A 22,913-nucleotide genomic window follows, 5' to 3' on the forward strand; every position below is an offset into this window, starting at 1 on the left:
CGTGACGGCACCCCATCAGGGTACAAAACACACACGGTACACGACTGACTTACTGGCGACTTGAAACGTTGTACACCATCCGCAGAGCTAGTTGCTTGGAAAATTCCCTTTCTCTTCTCCCCTCCTATCACCACTGACGCATGCAAACCCCGAACGAAAACGAATTTGCTGATTTGATTGCGTTGGTGCGCAAGGGAGACGACGCAGCGATCACCAAGTTGTGGAACGAATACTTCCAACGACTAGTCCGATTAGCGGCGACGCGTTTGCCAAAGAATGTGCGGCGTACGGGAGATGAAGAAGATATCGCACTGAGTGCTTTTCATAGCTTTATCGCAGGCATTCGCGACGATCGATTTCCTGACCTCAGTGGCCCCAACAATTTGTGGGGTCTGTTGATCACGTTGACCAGCCGTAAGGTCAATGCACACCTGCGACATCAAATGCGCCAAAAACGCGGCGGTGGCGCCGTGCGGGGCGAATCGGTGTTCGGCGATACAGTGGGCGAGATCAATCGAGCTGGCATTGGTGCGGTTGATGGCCAAGTGCAATCGCCCGATCTTCACGCTGAACTTGCCGAAGCCTGCGATGAACTGTTAAACCAATTACCCGATGATCAACTGAGGCAAATCGCCATCATGCGAATGGACGGTTTTTTGGTCGACGAAATTGCCGAGAGATTGGAATTAAGTAAGCGTGCAGTCGAACGACGTTTGCAGTTGATTCGTAAAACTTGGTCAGAAGCGGCGGACGATGACGCTGTTTAGCGTTTCATAGTTACAGAAACACTGGAAGTTCATGAATATCGACGACCTTTCTGCAACCGACCTGGCAAAAATCGACGCGATCTGTCTTCAGTATGAGGCGGATTTACGCCACGGCCGCGCTCCGACGATCGATTCGATCGTAAAACACATCGGCGGCGAACACAGTGAATTGCTGCGCAGTGAATTGTCGGCAATCCACGATGAAATCCAAGAACAGGGCAAGCCGCAATTCGCCAGCGTTCCCTTTCAGATTCCGGCGCTTCAGCAACCCGCTCAAGGTGCCGCGGTACAGGGCACTGACACTGACCAGACAGTTCGAGCCGGATCCGACGGCAGGACGCTGGAATTTGCCAATGATGCCCCTGGCAAGGACAATAACAATGAAGTGCCCGGCAAGAAATCGGCCGCCAACATCGATCTGACGATTGCGCAGCCGAGTTTGAAATCAGAGCATTCTTCGGGCGGCTCCCCAGCAAACCGTGCGGAGAACCAGTCGCCAAATCACGCATCCAAAACTTATTCAAAAGATGACGAAATTCGGTTGCCCACTCACGGCGAACGCCTGGGCCCGTACATCGTCGGTGCCCAAATTGGACAGGGCGGGATGGGGGCGGTTTACCGTGCGATCGACACGCGTCTGGATCGCGAAGTTGCGATCAAACTGCTTTCGATCGGTGGCTCCAGGCGAAAAGAACTCAACGATCGATTCGAGCGTGAAGCCAAAGCTGTCGCTGCGATTAGCCACCCCAGCATTGTCGAACTGTTCGATGTCGGTGTGTTCAACGATCTGCCTTACGCCGTCATGGAATTGCTGCACGGCGAAACATTGGCGGAACGTCTTGAGCGCGGACGCTTGTCGGCTAATGAAGTTCGCTTCATCGGGTCGCAAATCGCAGACGCGCTGGCAACCGCTCATCACGCTGGAGTCATTCACCGTGATTTGAAGCCGCAGAATGTCATGCTTCTCGGCGCCAAGACTCGACGCGAAAACGAACCTGAATCAGACGATGCCACGAAAAGCCCTTCCGATGGCCAACCAACGTTAGCCCCCTCACGCTTCGAGATCGCCACGAACGAACAGCTTGGCAAGGGGAACAAACAGTCTTCCCGCGTCAAGGTTTTTGATTTCGGTTTGTCGCATGTTTCCGCCGACGTGATGCCCGATGATGTCATGGACACCAAAGCCGGTATGGTGATGGGCACGCCGGGTTACATGTCGCCCGAACAAGTGCGAGGTGAGTCCGTTACCGAAGCGTCTGACATCTTTGCACTTGGCTGCGTTCTGTACCGCAGTTTTTATGGCATTGATCCGATACGCGGTGCGACCGCGGCCGAACGTTTTGCAAACACCCTGACAGAACCGGACCCGCCGGACGAATCGATCGTTCGCGAAGACCAGGATTTGGCTGATCTGATCGCGCGTTGTTTGTCACAATCGCTCGACGAACGCCCCGCGTCGGCTTCGGAGATCGAATCGCTGTTGCAGCAAAGCCCGCAATACCGCGATCCGGTGATGAGCCAACTACACGCTGGCTACCAGAGTGGCGAGATTTTCCGACGTCGATTCCTTGCCTCGCTCAGTGGCGGTGTCGTCGGCGCGCTCGCCGGATTCATGGCCTTACCAAACGCGATCAGCGAACTGCATCAGATTCGATCGATCGCGGTCTTGTCGCTAGACAGCGATATGACGGGTGTGGATGGCCCCGTAGGAAGCGGACCGCTTGGCAGTCGTTCACTTGCTCCTGGCGAAAAACTCTCCGCCCTATTGGTCAACGAACTGAGTCAATTGAGCGACGTGCAGGTCCGCCCCTACCGAACACTGTCCGCCAAGAACCCCGAAGATTTTCGCCGACTTGGAAACGAACTCGAAGTCGAGGCGTTCGTCACCGGCTCGGTGACTCCGACTCTTAAGGGAGGAAAAGAGTTTCTGAATGTCGATCTTAAAATCGTGTCGGCATCCGACGGTCGTCAACTCTGGGGCCACCAGGGAATCCAAGAGGTCGGCGACAACTTACTGGAACAGAGCAAACTGGCAACGGACATTGCCGACAAGATCGGACGACGTCTGACCGCAACGCTGCAACAGTCACCGGCACCCAAGCGGTCGTCGTATCAGTGCTTGGTCGATGGAAAAGTTCGCTCGGATCCGGATAGCAAAACGGGAATGGAGCGAGCACTGATCTGCCTGAACAGGGCCCGCGATCGAGACCCTTCGTTTGTTCAGCCCGTCGCCGGAATCGCATTGGTTTCGATGACCTTGGCCTGGCAAAGCGATGCTCAATCGACCGAACGACTGGTGCAGGAAGCCATCGACGCAATCGACAAGGCGTTGGAACTGAACGGTAGTTACGTCGACGCCCGATTAGCGAACGCGATGATCCAGTGGCAAACACTAGGCAGTTTTGACAAAGCCGATGAAGAACTGACGTCGCTGGCAATGCTGCATCCCTACCACTGGCAAGTCCAGCATCAATACGGCCTTCTGCAACTTGCCTTGGGTGAACAAAACAAAGCGATGCAGTCGCTGAATCTCGCTTCACGACTGAATCCCATGTCCGCGTTGGTAAAAACCGATGTCGCCCGAGCGGCTTGGATGAGCGGCAATGCAGAACGGGCGATAACGGACGCTAATTTGCTGGCCGAAAAATTTGCCGGGCAAGAATCGGCGCAGCGTTTGTCCCGTGGATTATTGATCGATATCTACGAACATCAAAAGCAATTCGACAAAGCCGCCGAGCTGGATTCTGGTTTTCAGATGCCGCCACAACTGAACCAGCAATCGTATTTCGCGCAGCGTGCCAATCGACTTATCGCTTTACCTTACGGACCGTTTGGCGAAATCATGAATCAGACCATTTTCGATGCGAGATCACCATCAGAGATGAACGCTTCGTACTTTGACAGCCGGTCAGATTCTCGCTCGCCGGCGTTCCCACTTTTGTTGGCTGTCCACCCAACCTTTACGGTGCTTCGGCAGCTTGAAATCGCCAAAGACTGGCTGGCATAAACGCCTACAAACACTTCCGCTTTTCGGACGTACCGATTTTGCGGGGGTCGAGATACACTAGGAACGGCATCTTCTTAAGTAACCGTTCTCCTAGATCTTGGCCCAGCAATGTTGCATTTGCAGTTCCCCTCTCGGCTTGTCGGCGTTTTCGTTTTCCTCGCTTCGCTCAGCATGCAGTCTGCGACCGGGCAAGAACTCGCTCCTCAGCTGAAAACAGCACCGGCGTCCAAGACGGCGAAAAGTGCGACAGAGGACTCGGTCAAAACTGAAGCGTTGTTGTCAATTGACCGCATCTACAAGAACGGCGAATTCGGCAGCAAGTCAGTCATTGCACAGTGGTTTAGCCAAGATTCTCCCGACGCGGAAGCAAACTACACGACGCTGCAGGCATCCGAAGAATCCAAGGGGTTCCAAGACATCGTGCTCCATGATGTGGTCTCCCGTGACACCAACGTTTTGGTTGCTGCGTCGGATCTGATTCCGCCAGGCGAATCCAAACCGCTTCGCATTCAAGGACACACTTGGAGCCAAGACAAAAACAAACTGCTGGTCTACACGAATTCAAAACGAGTCTGGCGCAGCAACACACGTGGCGACTACTGGGTACTGGATCGCAGCAGTCGTCAATTGACCAAGCTGGGTGGCGAAGGCCCAGCTTCGACCATGATGTTTGCCAAGTTCTCGCCCAGTGGAAAACAAGTGGCGTTTGTACGTGAACGCAATATCTATGTGGAAGATCTTTTCGACCACAGCATTGTCCAACTGACGCACACACAGAGTGACGACGAGATCAACGGCACGACGGAGTGGGTTTACGAAGAAGAGTTTGGATTGCGTGACGCGTTTCTCTGGAGCCCGGATGGCCAATCGATCGCTTACTGGCAACTTAACACAAGTGGCGTGCAGCGCTTTCCGCTCGTCAACAACACCGATTCGCTGTATCCGACCGTGACATGGTTTGCCTATCCCAAAGTCGGGCAACGTAATCCCATGTGCCGCGTCGGAGTAGTCGATATACAGGGGCAATCGACTCGGTGGATCAACGTACCGGGTGACCTTCGCGACAATTACATTCCTCGCATGCAGTGGATTGGCGAATCAAACCAACTTCTGATCCAACAGCTCAATCGATTGCAAAATACGAATCGCCTTTTCGTTGCATCGGCCACACGCGAAGACGTCCGACCACTGATGGTGGAAAAAGACGAAGCCTGGGTCGACGTCCATGACGAGATCTTTTGGAACGACGACGCAACTCGGTTTACATGGCTGAGCGATCGTGACGGCTGGCGACATGTCTATACCGTCGATCTCCAGACGGGCGAAAGCCAGCTTGTAACACCGGGAGAATTTGACGTGGTTGAACTTCTGCACTGGGATCAGGCAAACGATCAGGTGTACTTTATTGCGTCACCGGACAACCCAACCGAGCGATACTTGTGGCGAGCTAGCCTGGATGGCAATGATGTTCAACGAGTGTCGCCGCAGGGCTTCGCGGGAGTGCATAGCTACAAGATTTCCCCCGACGCAAAGTGGGCGGTCCACACACGATCGTCAGCCGATACGCCGCCGATCACGCAACTGGTTTCACTGCCCGAGCATCAAGTAAAACGCGTCCTGGAAGACAATCACGTCTTGGTCGAAAAGCTCAACGCCTTGGCTCGGACCGAAACCGAGTACTTCAGTATCGACATCGGGGATGACATCGATCTATACGGCTGGTGCATCAAGCCGCCAAAGTTAAGCGATACCGCAAAGCATCCGCTGCTTTGCTATGTCTATGGCGAGCCGGCAGGGTCCACGGTGGTCAACCGCTGGGGCGGCAATTCGTATCTTTGGCATCTGATGCTGGCTCAGAAAGGCTACGTCGTGATGAGCTTTGACAATCGCGGCACCAAGTCGCCTCGAGGCCGCGCGTTTCGAAAAAGCATCTACAAAAAGATCGGCATCCTTCCTCCCGCCGACCAAGCAGCGGCCGTCGAAGCGGTTTTGAAGGAACGAACCTACTTGGATCGCAACAAAGTAGCGGTGTGGGGCTGGAGCGGCGGCGGATCTTCAAGCCTGCAAGCAATTTTCAAATACCCCGATCTGTACAACACTGCCATGGCGGTCGCACCGGTTCCGAATCAACGCTATTACGACACCGTGTACCAGGAACGCTACATGTCGTTGCCTGAGCTGAACGTGAAAGGGTTTACCGAAGGGTCGGCGATCAACTTTGCCAAACAGCTTCAAGGCAATCTGCTGCTAGTTCACGGAACGGCCGACGATAACTGTCATTACCAAACCACTGAGATGCTGATCGATGAACTGATTGCCCATAACAAACAGTTCACGATGTTTGCGTATCCTAATCGGACTCACGCAGTCAGCGAACGCAAAAATACAACCCGCCATCTGCGGCAGATGATGGCGGACTACTTGCTGGACAAAATGCCGCCCAACAATTAGACCGCGGCCGCAACTGGGGAGCCTAACGACAACACCGCTTGTACTTTTTGCCGCTGCCGCAGGGGCAGGGCGAATTTCGTCCAATGCGGCGGTTGCGTCTCGGCTTAACCGAACTGAGCAGCCCAACAGTATCTTGGCGATACATCTTTTTAAGCATCGCGTACATCGCCGGATTCTTTTGCTTCAACAATTCCGGCGATTCAAAGAAATACTCGGTCAGAACCGCCAAGTATTCGGCGCGGTTGGTATACGCGTAGTCGTCGATGTGATGTCCGCCAGCGGATTCGGACTCCAGTTCTTGCCCGACCCAGCTAATCCACGGATTGACCACGTCCGCCGGAATACCTGCTGGTAAACCATCGACGGCACCATCGGCTTGATCAACCAAGTGGGCAAATTCATGAATGCCGACGTTACGCTTGTCGCTATCGATCGAAAACCCAGCGATCAAATCTGGCTTGGACAGAATCATCACACCACTGAGATGGCTGACCCCGATCATGCCTAACGTGTTTCGGTCCGCGCTGCCGTCCGTCTGATACTCAGAATCAAAGCGGCCTAGGTAAATCAAAACTTCGCCCAATCGGGAGTACTCCCAATCGTCGAACCCGAAGACGGGAATGATCGCGCTGGCGGCGACCAGCACGCGAGTCTGATCGTCTACCTCCGTTCGCACGCCGGTGATAGGCGTTTCATCCAAAAAGACTTTCACCATGGAACGAAAACGCTCGCGGCGGGTTTCATCCAGCGCAGCGAAAAATTCGACCTGGGAGATCAACACACGCTCCCAGGCCTTGGGAAATGGCTGAGCCAGTACTTTATCGCGGCGGATTGTTTGCCGTCGAATCCACCAATAAATCACCGGGCACAGGACAAGCAGAAATCCGACGACTGGCCGGAAGTAGGCGAACACACCAATGATCACCGCAGCCATTATCGCGGCGGTAAGCGCGATTCGCTGATTGCGTCGTTGCGATTGCGGAGTGACCAGCATGTTCAGTTGCAACGGTCCAGCAATTGGCTTAGTTGACCAGCCGAGCAGCTCGTGCCGGTTCGATAAAAACGGAAGCGGATGGGAATCGAACCCACCAAGCATCGTTTCGGACGCTTCATCGGTTTTGAAGACCGAGGCGGTCACCAGACCAGCAAACGCTTCCTTGGCTCAATCATGGCCGGCGGCGTTTGTCGGCACTGCCGCGAGAAAAATCAAAAGTAGGGCTGACAGGAATCGAACCTGCACCTCCGTGAGGAGACTGGATCCTAAATCCAGCGCGTCTGCCAGTTCCGCCACAGCCCCGACTGTAGATATGGGAGTATCATCGTCTGATACTCCCCCCGGCTCTCTAAGATTGTACCGATCAAGGTTCCCGCGCACAGATAGCTAGACGCCGAAATCTCCGAACCCGTTTTCTTGCATCCGCACCATCAATTTGATCAGATCGATCGATGAATTCAGTTCAAGCGATTTCAGGATCGAATTGCGGTGGTTTTCGATCGTTTTCTTGGTGACGCTGTGATTCGCAGCAATATCACCGATTGGCAAACCTTGCCCCATTCCCACCGCGATGGCTCGGTCAAGATCGTCCAACTGGCTGAAAAGCCGCCAATGATCCTTCAGCTTCTGAAGCCGACCGACATCCGAATCGCCGATCACTTCCAACAACCGGGTCATTCCCAGGATTGCCATGGTCGGATGGCCCAAGCCTAAAAGAGTCCGCTTGAAAGTGCGTAGTCGCACTTCCCGGCCCGATGCGATGTGTCCAATGTGGTCGAATTGGACGGTTTCAGCGCCCGCCAAAAGCATGTTGTCGGATTGCTGAGCAATCTTGGACAATGTCTCTGACAGAAAGGAACTATGCTGCCGGCCCATCGTCAGCATCTCACCGGAGAACATCACATTGTACGGCTCGTTGGTGTGCAGCATCCTGCCATCGACATCCTTGATGAAGATCGAATCCTGCTCGGAATCGAGTCGTCCACTCAGCGACGCACCGTCTTTGATGCACTGCAGCACCAAAGTGGAGACTCGTTGAACGACGTGTACAAAATCATCCATCAAAAAAACAACTCTTGAACAAGATCCATTTCAAACAACCAACCGCGACGGCTACAAGCGTCGCATATCCAATTATCAGGTGCACAAAACGCTATCTAAAAAGACGGCGTCGATGCCTCCGGATTGATTGAAAATATCGGCTGGTTCCACTTTTTGCGAGAGGCAATCTCGCTTTGCCCAGCGAGATATCGATGGAACCACGTTTCCCAACGCCGCCTGCGAAATTGTTTTCCCTTTTGAGAATCCTGTGGTCATCGGGCAACCGCCGGCGATCAGGCTCCCCAAGAACCAAACGCCCCGAAAACGAAGAGCCATCGGATCACATTTCGCCAAATCAGTACCAGTCGAACTGCTCGGTAGCGAGAACCTCGTTCGGCACTGCACTGGTCGACCGATCAAGAGAACACGAAAACTGCCTGAGAGCGCATGAGAAACGCCGTGCCCAAACGGACGCGGCGTTTCGTGTTTTTCAATCGTTGCACTTGGCGAGGGCAGCCATCAAACGACTGCCAGTCGACCTAGCCTGCGGTAGGCGAGTTTTCGTCCGCTGTCACGGTAGGCACGACCCACACTTTCAAGCTCGCGTCCACTTCGCTGTGCAAGTGGATTTTGACGGTGTAAAGACCCAACTCCTTGAGCGGACCTTCCAATCGAATTTGATCCTGAGCCAGTGTGAAGCCTGCTCCCTTGAGTGCATCGACGATTTCGTGAGCACCCACGCTTCCGTAAAGGTGACCTTCGTCGTTTGCGTTGGCTTCGATCGTAATGGACTGCTTGCCCAATTCGTCTGCCGTGTCGCGGTAGCTTTTTAGCTTTTCCAGCTCGATCGCACGCAATTTCTCGCGGTGCTTGTCGACCATTCGCTTGTGGTGATCCGTTGCCATGGTCGCAAGACCTTGTGGCAACAGGTAATTCAGCGCGAAGCCAGATTTGACTTCCACGATGTCGCCCTGCTTACCAAGGTGCTCGACGTTGTGGATCAGCAGCAACTGAACGCCACCGTTTTCGCCACGAGGCAATCGCTTGAAGGGTCGTTTGTACTTGCGGCCCGTTTTTGTCTTTGGCATCCGATTCACTCTTCTGAAAGTCTCAAGGTTCTGTTTTTACAAGCGATCGGCGGCGATCATTTTCGACGCGATTGCAAATCTGATTCGACTTAAAATGGGATGTCTGGATCGTCGTATCCAGCTCCACCACCGGTTGGTTGTGCTTCTCGCTGACCTGGAGGATTTTCACCACCTTGATCAAACGATTCACCACTTGGTTGCCCACCACCCGACTGTTGCGTCGGCTGCGAGCCTTCGTTTCTTGGTTTACCTGATCCGCCACCCGCTCCGCTACCGCTAAGCATTTGCATTCGATCGCAAACAACGCGTAGCTTACTTCTTTTCTGTCCTTCTGTTTCCCAGGTATCCAGTTTCAAGCGACCTTCGATCAAGATCGGTGAACCTTTTCCCAGGTATTCGCTGGCGACTTCTGCGGTCCGACCCCACAAAGTAACGTCAACAAACGTTGTTTCGTCAATCCACTCGCCGGTCGCCGTTTTGCGGCGGTCGTTCACCGCCAACCCAACATCCGTGACTGCCGTACCGCCTTGAGTGTACTTCAGTTCGATGTCGCGTGTGATGTTGCCGACCAATATGACTCGGTTGTAGCTAGCCATGTTTTCTGAATGCGTCGAGGAGTTGGGTACCTGGGAGTGAAACGACGAATGAACTTATCATTTACCATCAGGTTGTTGCAAACAGATTAGCAGCAAAGCGTGACAAGTCTGGTCAATTTGTCGCCGCCAGCCGCCTGACTGCCGAAAATCAAGTGCGTCAAACCCACTAGGGGATTCGGGCACTTTCTTGCAAACTCAGTTAGGCCGGAGCTGCTTCTGTTTTTGCTTCTTCGGCTGCCGGTGCTTCAGCACCTTCTTCTTTGGCCGATTGCCCACGAGCGTTTGCCAGGATTGGTTCGACCAACCGTGGCTCCAGCTTGATCGTCAATTCGCGAACGACCGATTCAGCCAACTTGAACGCACGAGCGATCGTCGTCAGGCCGTCACCTGGGATCTCGAAGTACGTCAGCCAGTAGGTACCTTTCTGATGGCCATCGATCGGATAAGCCAACTTTTGCTCCATCCACAATCGGTTCACCAACACATTGCCACCGGCTTCGGTGATGATATCTTCGATCTGCTTGCTGACGCCACCTGGGTCGCGTGCGTAATGGTTGCTGTCCAGGATGAACAACGTTTCGTAAGTAGTTTCAGCCACGATTGCTAAGTCTCTCTGTCAATTCGGCGGTAGGTGAATTTTTTCCGGTTGAAAATCAAATCGATCAATCGCTTCGTTCGGTTGACGCAGCATCCGTCGGATCTGCTGCAGCGATTTGACTCTTACCGTTCTTCTTTTTCTTCTGCTGTTTGTTTGATCCAGACTCGGCCAGCGCGTTGTACTGGTTCATCGCCGGTCCGATACCTTTTGTCGCCCAGTCGATGGCGGCGTAGGCGGCTCGGGTAGCCGACGATTCAATTAACTCGTGATCACTTTTGGGAAACTTGCCCAAAACATAATCCGTCACGGTCCAGCCATCGGGTGGTCTCCCAATCCCAACTCTTAGCCTTGGAAAGCCTTCACCGTCCAAGTGCCGGATAATATCCTTCAATCCGTTCTGACCGCCTGCTGATCCTCTGGCACGCAATCGCAAGCGACCGGTGTCCAAGTTTAAATCATCGCAAATGATCAAAACATCTTCTGTTTGCATTTTATAAAAATCAAACGCTTTGCGGACGCTCTGTCCGCTCGCGTTCATAAATGTATGAGGGCAAAGGATCAGCAGCTTTTCGCCGCCACTGGATCCCTCCGCAAAATCGCCTTCAAACCGTTCTTTTGACGGACTTGCCGAGATCAGAGCCGCCGTTTTGGCGGCGACCATGAACCCGATATTATGCCGTGTGTCTTCGTATTTTCGACCGGGGTTTCCCAAGCCAACGATCAGTTTCATTACCGATGCCTACTTTGCGGGAACCTAATCAAGTCGCTAAGCGAACGTCGACTCGTTGTCTTTTTCGTTCAAACCGAACAAGACGCCAAGCATCCGATCACTCCTTGTCTCCGTCTCCGTCGCCACCTTTGGAGATGACTTCGGGCTCTGCTCCGATGTTTGCTTCGGCCTCATCGTCCGATTGCGATCCCTTGGGTGCTGCAACGGTGCAGACGACCAATTCGGGAGGCGAAATCAGTTCGACGCCTTCGGGCAATTCAAGATCGGCAGCCGTCAGGTTCGCACCGACGTGCAAGTCCGCGACGTGCATGACGACGTTTTCCGGAATATTGCCAGCCGAACAAGTGATGTCGATCTGGTGCTGATTCTCCAAAAAGATCCCGCCTTCGCGAGTTCCGGCGGGTTCACCGTGGATATGAATCGGCACCGTGACTTCCACTCGCTCGTTGAGATCAACGCGCTGCAAGTCCATGTGAAGCACTTCGATCCCCAACGGATCCCAGTGCAACTCACTGACAAGCGCTGTTTCTTTCACAGCACCTTTCAGTTCGACCATTTTTCCATGGTGACGCAGCAATAAGCGTACGTCGGCCTTGGGAATAGCGAGGTGTTGGTTGTCTTGTCCGTGTCCATACAACACAGCGGGGACCTGCCCACTAAGACGTAGTCGGCGCGAGGCGGTTGAACCGGTTTGCTCGCGTTTCACGACGTTTAGAACGTCAGCCATGGCTGGATAACCTTACCAGTCAGATGTGATTTTTCAGTCAATTACAGGTCGCTCGTGCTCCGTCATTGGCGACCTTTTTGACCGCAAAACACGTGGCGAAGCGGCGTAGTATGGCGGATCAAGCAACTCACGCAAGCCCAAAGGCAGCGACAGATCCAAGGGAGTACCGGTTGCAACGCTTTTGAGGGGCGACTGAGGACGACGACGTTCGCGATTCTTGGCTTTCATCTCTCGACCGATTTGACCTTAGGCGACTATGATGAGGTCATGGCATTGACATGCCCAACGCGGATGACTTCACGGGAACTTGTTAGTCGCTGAAGTGTTATTCGGGTCTATTTGGCGGATATATTGTCCAAATGCACTCAAAAATCACTTTTCGACCCCGCCAGCACTGAGTCAATATCGAGGCACCTAGCTTCGGCTCAGCTGTGATTTGGCGGTTTATAATTTCGCAGTTCTCGCCCCACCTTTGTCTCCCAATCCCCATTTCAGAATCGATAATGCGACAGCTTTCATTTGCTGTTTTCGTTTGCGCGATAGCAATGCCCACCCAGAATGTGGCCCTGGGCGACGATGATGCCGTTCGAAAAAAGGGCGAAGCGATCTACCAGGCTGCCTGCGTAGAGTGCCACGGCAAAGCTGGCGAAGGCGTTCCGGAGTTTTACCCCGATCCTTTGTTGGGCGATGCTACCATCGGCGAACTGACCGAATTGATCGCTGATACGATGCCCGAAGAAGACCCGGACACCTGTGTTGATGACGATGCGGCGGCAGTGTCGGCATACATCCACCATGCGTTTTACAGCGAAGCCGCCCAGGTCCGTAATCGGCCGCCTCGCATCCGTCTGGCACGGCTCACTGGCGAACAGTTACGGCAAAGCCTTGCCGGTCTGTACGGTTCTTTTGACAGTTCTCCCTGGGCCGAAAAATCAGGCGGAATCAAAGGGATCTATTTTCAGGGCAGTCGCTGGGACAAGAAGAAAATCAAACTCGAACGCACCGACCCGGTGATCGATTTCGATTTTGGTCACGTTGGCCCAAGCAAAGAGAAAGGCATCGACCCCAGCGAATTTTACATTCATTGGTCAGGCTCTTTGCTGGCGAACCAGACTGGACGTTACGAAATCATTGTCCGCAGCACGTGCTCGTTTGTCATGGATTTTGGCAGAGACGGACGCGAGTTTGTGAACAACCACGTCCAATCCGAAGGCCGAACCGAATTTCGTCAAACGTTGAATTTGACAGGCGGACGTGCCTACATGTTCAAGATCGACTTTTTTCAGCGCAAACGAAAAACCGAACAACCGCCCGCAACGATCTCACTTTCCTGGGTACCGCCGGGCGGAGTCGAAGAAATCGTACCGGCTAGCAATTTGCTGCCGTCTTGGATGCCAGCCACGCTTGCTTTGCAAACCAAGCTGCCGCCGGATGATCGCAGCTATGGCTACGAACGTGGCACCGCAGTCAATCGACAATGGGACGAATCAACTACGAATGCGGCCATCGAATTTTCGCAGTACGCAATCAGTGAACTTTGGCCCCACTACGAACGTCGTCATCGAAAAGATTCGGACGAGAATCGAGCACGACTGCGCGGGTTCGCTCGCGAACTGGTATCGACTGCATTTCGTGGCAAACTGTCCGACGCCCAGCAAAAAGTTTACATAGACCACCCGATCGACCAGACGCCTGACGATTCCGAAGCCATCAAGACGATCTGCTTGATGGCCCTGAAATCACCTCGCTTCCTTTATCCAACGTTGGATTTTGACCAGTCCGAATCGCAGCGCGTCGCAAACCGCTTGGCGTTGGTGATGTACGATTCATTGCCGTCGGATCGTTGGCTGCAAAAATTGATCGAACAGAACAAGCTGACCACGGAAAAACAGATTTCCGAAGCCGCTTGGAAAATGAACGGCGATTTTCGGTTGAAGGCTAAGACGCAGGCGTTCTTGCATGAGTGGTTGGAACTGACGCACTCAGTCGACGTTAGCAAAGACCAGAAAAAGTTTCCGGGCTTTGACGAACGAATCATCGCCGATTTGAGGGCGTCGCTGGATGCTTTCTTGGACGATGTCGTTTGGAGCGAAACCAGCGACTATCGCGAACTCGTCAACGCTGATTGGACAATCACCAACGAACGTCTGGCAAAGTTTTACGGGGACAAATGGATACCCGCTGACGATCACGCGGTCGGTCTAACGCGAAGCGTCGCAGACACCCAAACGCGAATGGGCGTGCTGTCGCATCCGTTGTTGATGGCGAATTTGTCGTACCACCAAACGACCTCGCCGATCCACCGCGGCGTTTTCTTGTACCGCAAAACACTTGGCCGAACGTTGCGTCCGCCCAACGCGGCGTTTTCGCCGCTGAATCCCGATTTGCATCCCAAGCTGACCACGCGCCAGAGGGTCTCTCTGCAGACTGATGAAGTCAGCTGCCAGGTATGCCATTCAAAAATCAATACACTCGGCTTTGCACTCGAGAACTTTGACCCTGTCGGTCGCTTTCGAATCACGGACAATGATCAACCAGTCGATGCCAGTGGTAGTTACGTCAATCGCCAAGGCGAAACCACGCGGTTCGATGGACCGCGTGAACTGGCCCAGTATTTGGCGACCAGCAGTGACGCACACCGCGCGTTTGTTGATAGCTGTTTTGAACACTTCGTCAAACAACCTGCTGCTGCCTACGGCGCGGACACACTTGACAGATTGACCCGGCAGTTCCAGCAAGACAATTTCAACATTCGTCAGTTGATTATTAACATCGCTGTTACCGTCGCAAAACAAACCCAGGCTTCCAAATAACACTCTTGCCCCACATTCCAGCTATGACATCTACCAACAATCGCCGCGAATTTTTTCAGCGTCTTGGCGTCAGCGCCGCAGCCGGAAGTTTCTTGCTGGGACTCCCGAGCCTCGGATGGGCCGCATCAACATCGCGCAAGCAACGACTGGTGTTTTTGTTTAGCCCCAACGGCGTGATTCCAAAGCACTTCTGGCCTGACAAGGAAGGCAAGGATTACGACATCAAACGAATCCTGAAACCGCTTGAGCCCTTCAAAAACCAGATGATGACGTTGCACGGCATCGACAACAAAATCAAGGGCGATGGCGACGGCCACATGCGTGGAATCGGCTGTCTGCTGACAGGGATCGAACTTTTCCCCGGTGACATCCAAGGTGGATCGGACACGCCGGCGGGATGGTCGATGGGCATTTCGGTCGATCAGTTTTTAAAAAACAAGCTGCAAGAAAACGAATCCACTCGAACTCGTTTCGGTTCGTTGGAATTTGGCGTGATGGTGCCGGACCGCGCCGATACTTGGACGCGGATGTCGTATGCCGGTGCGAACCAGCCGGTCGCTCCGATTAGCGACCCGTATCAGATGTTTGACAAACTTTACGGGCAAACAAAGAATCGCGAATTGCTCGCCAGCGTCCTGGACGACTTGGTCGACGATTTCAAAAAGGTCGAAAAAGCGGTCAGCGCCGAAGACCGACAGTTATTGCAAGAACACGTGTCAATGGTTCGCGAACTTGAAAAAGAACTGAAGACCGAACTCGCGGCCAGCAGCAAATCCGATTCCGGGCACGAAGGCGCTGTCGGTCATGCGGTCCCCGAATTGCCGCCGAATGTTGACACCGCAAACGACAACATTCCGCAGATCAGCCGCATGCAAATCGAAATGCTCGTAAACAGCTTTGCCGCTGATTTTGCTCGCGTCGCAACCTTCCAGATCACCAACAGTGTCGGACAACCGCGAATGCGTTGGCTCGGTATCGACGAAGGCCACCACGGTCTGTCGCACGAACCAGACAGCAATGAAAAAGCCTACGAAAAGCTGATCAAGATTAATACTTGGTACGCCGAGCAGGTCGCCATGTTGGCCAAGCGTTTGGCGGATACACCCGAACCGGGCGGCGAAGGTTCAATGCTGGACAACACGACGATCGTCTGGACGAACGAGCTTGGCAAAGGCAATTCACACACACGCAACGACATTCCGTTCGTGTTGATCGGCGGTGGGCTTGGGTTTGATTCAGGCCGTGCCTTGAAATTCGACTCGGTGCCGCACAACCGACTGCTGATGTCGATTGCTCAAGCGATGGGCCACGAAACGAAGTCGTTTGGAAACCCAGACTTCTGCGGCGACGGAATCCTGACAGGACTGGTTTAAAACGGACACGCGGCCACGAACACGCGCCGCGTCGAATTCTGGCTTCATTATTTCTGCTCGAGTGCAGGGACGTCGTCGACCGTCTGGATTCTCAGCCCCAGCCTGCGATACACACGATTGAATTGCTTGATGAATTCGATCGTGTTCTTGGCCGGCAGTCTTAGCGGCCCAACACTCTCGTCCTCGCGTTGCAGATACGCTTCGCAAGCAACGCTGTGCCGATTGCTGCTCATGACGTTTCCCCTCGCCAGACATCCGACGGATGCGGAAAGCCCAAGCGTTTGTCGACACGATTAAACGGCAACTTGCCAGCCAAGTGCCGACGCAGGTTAATCGCAACCAAATCCGTTGTGTCACTAACACGGCGTGACGATTGTGCTCCGACATGCGGCGTGATGATCACTTTGTCGTCGTCCCACAAGCGGCTTGATTCGGCCAACGGTTCGACTTCGGTTACGTCCAAGCCTGCCCCAGCGAGATGGCCCGAGGCCAACGCATCGACCAGTGCTGATTCAACCACGACGCTGCCTCGAGCAACGTTGATCAGATAGCTGCCCGGTTTCATCTTGGCGATTCGGTCTGCGTCCAGCAGGCCTTCCGTGCTCGCGTTTAGCGGCAAAGCCAGAATGACAATGTCGCTTTCACTGAGCAGACGATCCAATTCTTCCGCAGGCCAGAGGTCATCGACGCAGTCCGGCCGGTCAATCGGGTAGTAGTCGGTAGCGATGATACGCACGTCCCACGGCGCCAGCACTTTGGCAATCATGCGTCCATTACCGCCGAGTCCAACGATGCCCACCGTCTTGCCACGCAGATCATCGGTCGGCAAACGAATAAACTCTCGCTTGGATTCGGCGCGAAAAAACAAGGGTAAACGACGCAGCAAACCGTGCATCAGCGCGAACGTTTGCTCGGCGACCTGCGGAGCGAACAGCCCCGACGCACTACTGACCACAATGTCTGAATCGATCACTCCGGGAACCAGACAATGGTCCAAACCAGCCGCTGACGACTGTATCCATTTCAGCTTTTTAGCCGCCAGCACACGATCCCAGTCGACGGGGACCTTGGCGTGTCCAACGAACACATCCGCGGTGGGCAACATTTCGTCAACGCGTTCTTGGCCGGCGTTGACGACCGTCGCATCAGGCGCGGCGGCCTGAATTTGTTCGACATGGTGGCGTTCGACGGGATAACAAAGAACAATACGCATGGGGCATCTGCCACAATAGAGACACACAATCGGGGACACCTCTTCTGAACTGGGCATCCGGAGCGTCTATGACTTTACCGCGAAACAACTACGACGCGAAGTCGACCGGCCGAATGTTCTGGGGCAAGTCGTTTTCAGCGTTACTGGCGTTGGCGCTGCTGATTCCTTCGCCGTTGGCCGCAGAGGATCAAATCTCTGACGCGATGATCGGGGCCGCCTTTGCGTCGGCTTCGGATGGATACAGCACGGATGAATTATTGATTACTGACGCGCTTCGTCGCCGATTCCTAAAGAATCTGTATCCTCAGCAAACGCCGACAGCGGAGCAAGAACGATCCGCGCTCTTAAAACTGCTTCAGCTTCGCAAAGCTGGCAAACTGAAAACGTCCACCACGCGGCGTGGCAAAGCGATTGACGATTCGGTCGGTCCGATCGCCGAAATCGCCGCCCGGGTCGTTACCGATCGTCACCGCGTTGCAACCGACTGGATGTTGGCCGATCCCAAACTGCGAGCTGAACTACAAAGCGAAGCGTCCAAGATTTCGCCTTCGGTCGACGCCTACGCCGTTCGCAAATCGCTTTTACAACTACGCAAGAAGCGTGCTTTGAAACCCGAACTGGTGCTGCGGGTTGCCGATTGGAAACGCGAAATCAAAACCTTCACGCTCGCTGAACTACGCGACGAGTTGAAAGCCAACCATCTACCCAAGTTACCGGGGATCTATCTCTTCCGAAACGAACATGGATACTTGTACATCGGGGAAGCGTCCAACTTGGCAAACCGTCTGAAGCAACATCTGACAGCAAGTGATCGGGTCTCACTCGCTGACTACCTTGCCAGCGACGATTCGGACAGCGTAACGGTCGAACTTCATCAGTTCCCGCGTGATTCACCAACAGCCAAATTGTCGGTCCGCCGTGCTTACGAAAGCGAACTGATCCGCAGTCGCCATCCCAAGTTCAACTCAAGGCCCTGACACAGGCTAGTTGGATCCGTGTTTGGGAATCAACGTAATCATCGGGCGAGCTTTTTCCGGTCGCAGAATGTCTGTTTCAACGTACGCGTTCGCGACCGCCTTTTCTGCTTCGCGAATAGACAAACCGGCAACTTGAATTCGATCAATGAGCGGCAACTGAACCGTGCCGTCCGTGTGGACCACAATGGGATACCCGGTCGCCACCAAACCCGAATCAAAATTGGTCACTGGCGGCGGCGTGGGAGGTTGATTGGGTGGGTTAAACGGCAGCACTCCCGGCAAGTAAATCGCGATGACGTCGCCCGCAGCAATTCTGCCTGATTCTGTTTTGGCCTTCTCGCGCCCTTCGCTAATCGGCCAGGCGAGCTCCTTGCCGCTGAGGATTTCGGTCACTTTGTTTTGCAAGATTTGTGCCTTGTCCTGCTGACGTTCGTTCAAGCGTTGCTCAATCGCGTCCAGTTCTTTTCGTGCCGCCACGATTTCTTCGCGTTGAATTTTTTGTCGCAAGTCAAATGCTTCAGCGACAGCAGCTTCAATTGACTTCTTTGTATTGGCACGCTCGGGTGACTGATTGCTGAGCCTGGTGTACTCATCAGTCAGATCTGTAATTCGATTGCTAAGCGTCTGATATTCAGACCAATCTGCAGCGAAGGACCAGTCGCCCACGGAGAGCAAGCAGACGCCAGCGAGTAACGATAAATGCAAGATTCTCATTGCAAAACCCCGAATAAGTTAGAGATGGAAATCGCGAATTTAGAAATCCGTTTCAACACTTTGACGGATACGCAGGATGCGGCCGCGAATTCGATCAAGCCGCGTTGTAACGTCATCTTGCCGGACCGGAACAGGATGCTCGGATGGAAGTGTTTCAGAACTGCCAACGGATTCTGAGACGACCGAACCTGCTGCGTCCTGGCTTGCCTGTTGCGAAGGCGTCCAAACGCAGTAGGCCATCAGGACAACCGCGAAGGCAATCGCAAACACCAGCAAAACTCTCGCAACCAACACTGTGCGTGAATGACTACGAAGCGATCTTGGCAATGGATTCCCTGGATCTTGCACGTGCGCTAAACAGGATCGCAAGAGCTGTGCGACCTCGTCTGCCGACTGAAATCGATCGTCGCGTTGCTTGCTCATTAACCGCGAAACAAATTGCTCCCACCAGATCGGCAACGAACGATCAAAGTAACGAGGCGAGCGTGGGTCTTCTTCGACAATTTTTCTGATCACGCCGTAGCAGGACGTGGCGGAAAACGGCGTCTCCCCAACCGACATCGTCCAAAGCACACTTCCCAAGCTGAATAGATCGCTTCGTGCATCAACGTTCTGTCCCATCGCTTGTTCGGGTGACATGTATTCCGGTGTACCAGCGATAATGCCTGATGTCGTGAGTGCTGAATCGTCGGCCGACCGAGCCAAACCGAAATCGGTCAGTGTCAGCCGCTCAACTCCTTCGTCGAGCAAAATATTGCTAGGTTTGACATCGCGATGAACGACGCCTTGTGCGTGTGCTGCGGCTAGCCCGGCTGCGATCTGGAAACCCACTCGCAAGATTTCCTCCAATCGCATTGGGCCGCCTCGCTGAATCCGTGCGCCCAATGATTCGCCTCTGACATACGGCATCACCAAGTACGGAATGCCGCCGACTTGAGCCACGCCATGAATGGCAATCACGTTTTCGTGAACGATCGACGCCGCCGCGCGTCCTTCTCGCTCGAATCGCGTGCGTGCGCCTGGTAAAGCCGCCCGACTGGGACGCAATAATTTGATGGCGACGTAACGGTTCAACGAAGGGTCCAGACCTTTCAGAACGATCCCCATTCCACCACTGCCAATCACGCCAGCAATTTCGTATGGCCCGACTCGACCAATCATCCGAGGATCGTCTGTCGGTGCGAGAACAGTGTCGATTTCGCCTAAAACCGCAACGGCATCCAAGTCGGGAGCCGGACGATCCGCCAAATATTTCGATGCCGCTGCCCACCAAGGCGAATCGCACGCTCGCGAGTCCATTACTTCACGACAAAACTCGCAGTGTTCAATATGAGATTCGATCGCCAGTTCGACTTCCGCCGGAAGCGTTTCGTCAAGCAATGCAGATAATTCTTCGACAGTAGGATGGCCAGTGAGATGATCCATCACTTGTCCTCCATCAAATTGTCAAACTGACACACTTGCTGCTTCAATCGCCGCATGATTCGAGAGCGGCAGGAATAGATGGCCCCCGTTGATTGATCTAACTCGCCAGCGACGTCTGCGATGGAACGATTCTCGACAGTGGTTGCCCAAAATACGTTCCATGCTGACATTGAAAACTCTTTTTTCACAATGTCGGCCGCCCAGTGAAACACTTCACAGCGATACTCCGATTCCAATTCCTGGTCCATGGATTCAACATACCGCTCATCCTCTATCAAGGTCGCATGCTGATGCCGCTGATTTCGGCGCAAATGATCGACGATTGCGTTTTCGACCACTCGCACGAGCCAGGTTCGAAAGCGTGCGTTGCTGGAATCCGGTGCGAACTCCCATTCCTTGCGGCTCAAGTTTGTCATCACAACTTGGGCGACATCCTCTGCGTCAGCATGCTGAAGCCCACGCCGCTTGGCCGTGCGAACGACGACTGAGCGATAGATGGATTCAAAGACAGTCCAAGCTTCGTCGTCGGTCGGGTCTCGCAGCCGAAGCAGAATACTTGGGCGCGTTTCGGGTAGGTGCCAAGCCATATCGGAAAACCAGATCAGTGTCGGAGCAAATGGACGAATAAGTGCTGGAACGCGACTTCGATACTCTACACGTCAGCGCGGCCGAAAATCTGTCATGGAAAACCGAAATTGTGAACACTTGCAGCGACAGGTTCGCAGAAATCGTCATGTTTTCGCAGGCTTTGCCACCCACCCGATTGTCGTTTACGGTTAGCAATTGCGAACATGTTTTCCCGTTGCGAAAGCCTCGGTCGTAGTGATGTGCGGGTTTGTACAGATGAAATTTCGGTGGTCTGTTACGTCTGCGCAGATTGTTTCGCGCATATCGCCCCCCCTGAAAGTGGCGGCCCTCTCGTTTACCTAATTAGGACACATTAACGTTAAAAGGTGGTAGCGTTTTCTAGAGTCGAGCGCAGGGGACGGCGAGCGAATCTGTGGGGCATGCACGGAACTTTCAAATTCTGAATACCACAGATGACAACGCAAAATCACTTCCCCTACCAAACCAATTTGGACAGCAGTGGCGACACTGCTCCCCTGGGATATCCCGTCATCGCGCCAACTCGCGCGGATCTTGGACCGACTCATTCTCGACACACATGGAAATCCGTGGCGTCGATGCAGGCTAACACTGCCCCCAACGTCGCTGAGTCACCGGTCGCCGCCGCCAAAACAACACCACCGCTCCCGAAGCGGCCACGCGGCAGGTTCTTTATCGCGACCGTCCTGATTCTGTTGTTTGCAGGATCTGGTTTCGCCATCTTCGAGACCTTTGTGCGGTACGAAGGGTACGGCGAAGTCACAGGACGCAAGATTCAGGTCTCGACGCCATGGTCAGGCGTCGTATCACAACTGCAAGTTCGCGTGGGTGACCGGGTCCGCCAAGGCGACGTGTTATTTACCGTCGAAAACACCCCCATGCAGCATCGTGTGGCAGAGATCAACGACAAACTGCAACTGGAGAGGGCACGATTGACCGCCGAAATCTCCCGTCTCCGACGCGAATCAGAACGCGTTCGGGACGAAGACGAACTGGTCAAAGCTGACTACTACGAACGACAGTCGGAACTCCTTTGGGAACAATCCGTCCTGAGCGATCTGGAACAACAAGTCAAACGTGCAATCAAACTTAAACGCAACAACGCAATCTCGTCAGAGAGGTTTGACACGCTGACAAGCCAATTGGTCGGACAAGAACAGCGAGTCAAAGCGCTGAGCGGTTCGGTCGATCGATTGAAGGTCCGCACCTTAGTCACCGCTTCAACGGAAACAGCGATCGACGACCAAGTCAAACCGGTCCTGGTGAAGATCGAAAACCTTCAAGCCGAACTGGCACGGACACAACAGATCCTTAACCAAGGCGTTGTGAAGTGCCCGGCCGACGCCCGAGTGACTCGCATCAATCGATACTTGGGAGAACAAGCCACCGCATCAGACGGCGTCGTCGAACTTCTCATCGACGGTTCAACCGAAATCGTGCTGTATGTCTCTCAACGCCGAAACAATCGTTGGGCCAAAGGCGAAGAAGTGAAGGTGCTGGTGTCGCCCTACGACACTCCGCTGATGTGCCGGATTGCCCACATCGGCCCCGAAATGCGTACCGCACCACCTTCGATCATGCGTCACTATTCGGCCGACGAAGCGTTGCTGCCGATCGTCATGCGGCCAATCGATGCAGACCAAGCGGGCTTGCTAGTGATTGGCAGCAAAGTCCGACTGCCGCGAAGCATGGTTGCGGTACGGCAAAATTCGAGCGTTCCGACAGACGCTTCGACAAACAGCCGACAGCCCTATGCAATGAGCCCACTTTCTAACGAACCGTGATCGAGCAGC

General features: G+C 53.9%; 19 protein-coding genes and 2 tRNA genes. 7 read left to right on the forward strand and 14 right to left on the reverse strand.

Annotated features, from left to right (window positions below; all coding sequences use genetic code 11):
* Positions 1-140: 140 nt before the first annotated feature.
* From K239x_RS18045 to K239x_RS18055, 3 genes are all read left to right on the forward strand, one after another.
* Complete coding sequence (locus tag K239x_RS18045; RefSeq protein ID WP_145419603.1) at positions 141-767, forward strand: ECF-type sigma factor; 627 nt, start codon at positions 141-143, stop codon at positions 765-767.
* 31 nt (positions 768-798) lie between these two features.
* Positions 799-3,774 (forward strand): protein kinase domain-containing protein, encoded by a 2,976-nt coding sequence (locus K239x_RS18050; protein WP_145419604.1) that lies wholly within the window; start codon positions 799-801, stop codon positions 3,772-3,774.
* 108 nt (positions 3,775-3,882) lie between these two features.
* The gene (locus K239x_RS18055) at positions 3,883-6,225 is read left to right on the forward strand and encodes a S9 family peptidase (protein WP_145419605.1); all 2,343 of its coding nucleotides are present in this window, start codon (positions 3,883-3,885) and stop codon (positions 6,223-6,225) included.
* Positions 6,226-6,247: 22 nt separating this feature from the next.
* On the opposite strand, the gene K239x_RS18060 is transcribed toward K239x_RS18055, so the two are convergent.
* The 9 genes from K239x_RS18060 to K239x_RS18095 all read right to left on the reverse strand — a co-directional run bounded on the left by K239x_RS18060 (position 6,248) and on the right by K239x_RS18095 (position 11,999).
* A complete protein-coding gene (locus tag K239x_RS18060; protein WP_145422436.1) occupies positions 6,248-7,219 on the reverse strand; it encodes a zinc-dependent peptidase in 972 nt (323 codons plus the stop codon).
* 69 nt (positions 7,220-7,288) lie between these two features.
* Positions 7,289-7,382: transfer RNA gene (locus K239x_RS28795), tRNA-Sec, on the reverse strand.
* A gap of 56 nt (positions 7,383-7,438) precedes the next feature.
* Positions 7,439-7,522 (reverse strand) — tRNA-Leu (locus tag K239x_RS18065).
* Positions 7,523-7,606: 84 nt separating this feature from the next.
* Positions 7,607-8,281, reverse strand: coding sequence for a helix-turn-helix transcriptional regulator (locus K239x_RS18070; RefSeq protein ID WP_145419606.1), 675 nt, complete (start codon positions 8,279-8,281; stop codon positions 7,607-7,609).
* 518 nt (positions 8,282-8,799) lie between these two features.
* Positions 8,800-9,348, reverse strand: a complete 549-nt coding sequence (gene rplI, locus K239x_RS18075; protein ID WP_145419607.1) for a 50S ribosomal protein L9 — start codon at positions 9,346-9,348, stop codon at positions 8,800-8,802.
* Positions 9,349-9,437: 89 nt separating this feature from the next.
* Positions 9,438-9,944, reverse strand: coding sequence for a single-stranded DNA-binding protein (ssb, locus tag K239x_RS18080; RefSeq protein WP_145419608.1), 507 nt, complete (start codon positions 9,942-9,944; stop codon positions 9,438-9,440).
* Positions 9,945-10,143: 199 nt separating this feature from the next.
* Positions 10,144-10,545: a 30S ribosomal protein S6 gene (gene rpsF, locus K239x_RS18085; RefSeq protein WP_419190100.1), complete on the reverse strand. Its 402-nt coding sequence runs from the start codon at positions 10,543-10,545 to the stop codon at positions 10,144-10,146.
* 61 nt (positions 10,546-10,606) lie between these two features.
* Positions 10,607-11,272, reverse strand: coding sequence for an aminoacyl-tRNA hydrolase (gene pth, locus K239x_RS18090; protein WP_145419610.1), 666 nt, complete (start codon positions 11,270-11,272; stop codon positions 10,607-10,609).
* Between the two features lie 97 nt (positions 11,273-11,369).
* Positions 11,370-11,999, reverse strand: a complete 630-nt coding sequence (locus K239x_RS18095) for a 50S ribosomal protein L25 (protein WP_145419611.1) — start codon at positions 11,997-11,999, stop codon at positions 11,370-11,372.
* A 545-nt stretch (positions 12,000-12,544) separates the two neighbouring features.
* Here K239x_RS18095 and K239x_RS18100 point away from each other — a divergent pair.
* Positions 12,545-14,812 carry a DUF1588 domain-containing protein gene (locus tag K239x_RS18100; protein ID WP_419189122.1) on the forward strand — a complete coding sequence of 756 codons (2,268 nt, stop codon included), beginning with the start codon at positions 12,545-12,547 and terminating at the stop codon, positions 14,810-14,812.
* A 23-nt stretch (positions 14,813-14,835) separates the two neighbouring features.
* Positions 14,836-16,185 carry a DUF1552 domain-containing protein gene (locus tag K239x_RS18105; protein WP_145419613.1) on the forward strand — a complete coding sequence of 450 codons (1,350 nt, stop codon included), beginning with the start codon at positions 14,836-14,838 and terminating at the stop codon, positions 16,183-16,185.
* 47 nt (positions 16,186-16,232) lie between these two features.
* On the opposite strand, the gene K239x_RS18110 is transcribed toward K239x_RS18105, so the two are convergent.
* Both K239x_RS18110 and K239x_RS18115 read right to left on the reverse strand, forming a co-directional pair.
* A complete protein-coding gene (locus K239x_RS18110) occupies positions 16,233-16,418 on the reverse strand; it encodes a hypothetical protein (RefSeq protein WP_145419614.1) in 186 nt (61 codons plus the stop codon).
* On the reverse strand, positions 16,415-17,398 hold the full coding sequence (locus K239x_RS18115; RefSeq protein WP_145419615.1) for a D-2-hydroxyacid dehydrogenase: 984 nt from the start codon (positions 17,396-17,398) through the stop codon (positions 16,415-16,417). The genes K239x_RS18110 and K239x_RS18115 overlap by 4 nt, the downstream gene beginning before the upstream one ends.
* Before the next feature lie 68 nt (positions 17,399-17,466).
* On the opposite strand from K239x_RS18115, the gene K239x_RS18120 reads away from it, so the two are divergent.
* Positions 17,467-18,375, forward strand: coding sequence for a GIY-YIG nuclease family protein (locus tag K239x_RS18120; protein WP_145419616.1), 909 nt, complete (start codon positions 17,467-17,469; stop codon positions 18,373-18,375).
* 6 nt (positions 18,376-18,381) lie between these two features.
* On the opposite strand, the gene K239x_RS18125 is transcribed toward K239x_RS18120, so the two are convergent.
* Genes K239x_RS18125 through K239x_RS18135 form a run of 3 tightly spaced genes read right to left on the reverse strand, consistent with a single transcriptional unit; the run spans position 18,382 to position 21,101 of the window.
* The gene (locus tag K239x_RS18125; protein WP_145419617.1) at positions 18,382-19,089 is read right to left on the reverse strand and encodes a polysaccharide biosynthesis/export family protein; all 708 of its coding nucleotides are present in this window, start codon (positions 19,087-19,089) and stop codon (positions 18,382-18,384) included.
* 39 nt (positions 19,090-19,128) lie between these two features.
* Positions 19,129-20,514, reverse strand: coding sequence for a serine/threonine-protein kinase (locus K239x_RS18130; protein ID WP_145419618.1), 1,386 nt, complete (start codon positions 20,512-20,514; stop codon positions 19,129-19,131).
* Complete coding sequence (locus tag K239x_RS18135; protein WP_145419619.1) at positions 20,514-21,101, reverse strand: sigma-70 family RNA polymerase sigma factor; 588 nt, start codon at positions 21,099-21,101, stop codon at positions 20,514-20,516. Before K239x_RS18135 ends, K239x_RS18130 begins: the two co-directional genes overlap by 1 nt.
* Positions 21,102-21,554: 453 nt before the next feature.
* On the opposite strand from K239x_RS18135, the gene K239x_RS18140 reads away from it, so the two are divergent.
* The gene (locus K239x_RS18140) at positions 21,555-22,904 is read left to right on the forward strand and encodes an HlyD family secretion protein (RefSeq protein ID WP_145419620.1); all 1,350 of its coding nucleotides are present in this window, start codon (positions 21,555-21,557) and stop codon (positions 22,902-22,904) included.
* Positions 22,905-22,913 lie beyond the last annotated feature (9 nt).

The sequence above is a fragment of the Stieleria marina genome (genome assembly GCA_007741555.1).
GTDB lineage: Bacteria > Planctomycetota > Planctomycetia > Pirellulales > Pirellulaceae > K23-9.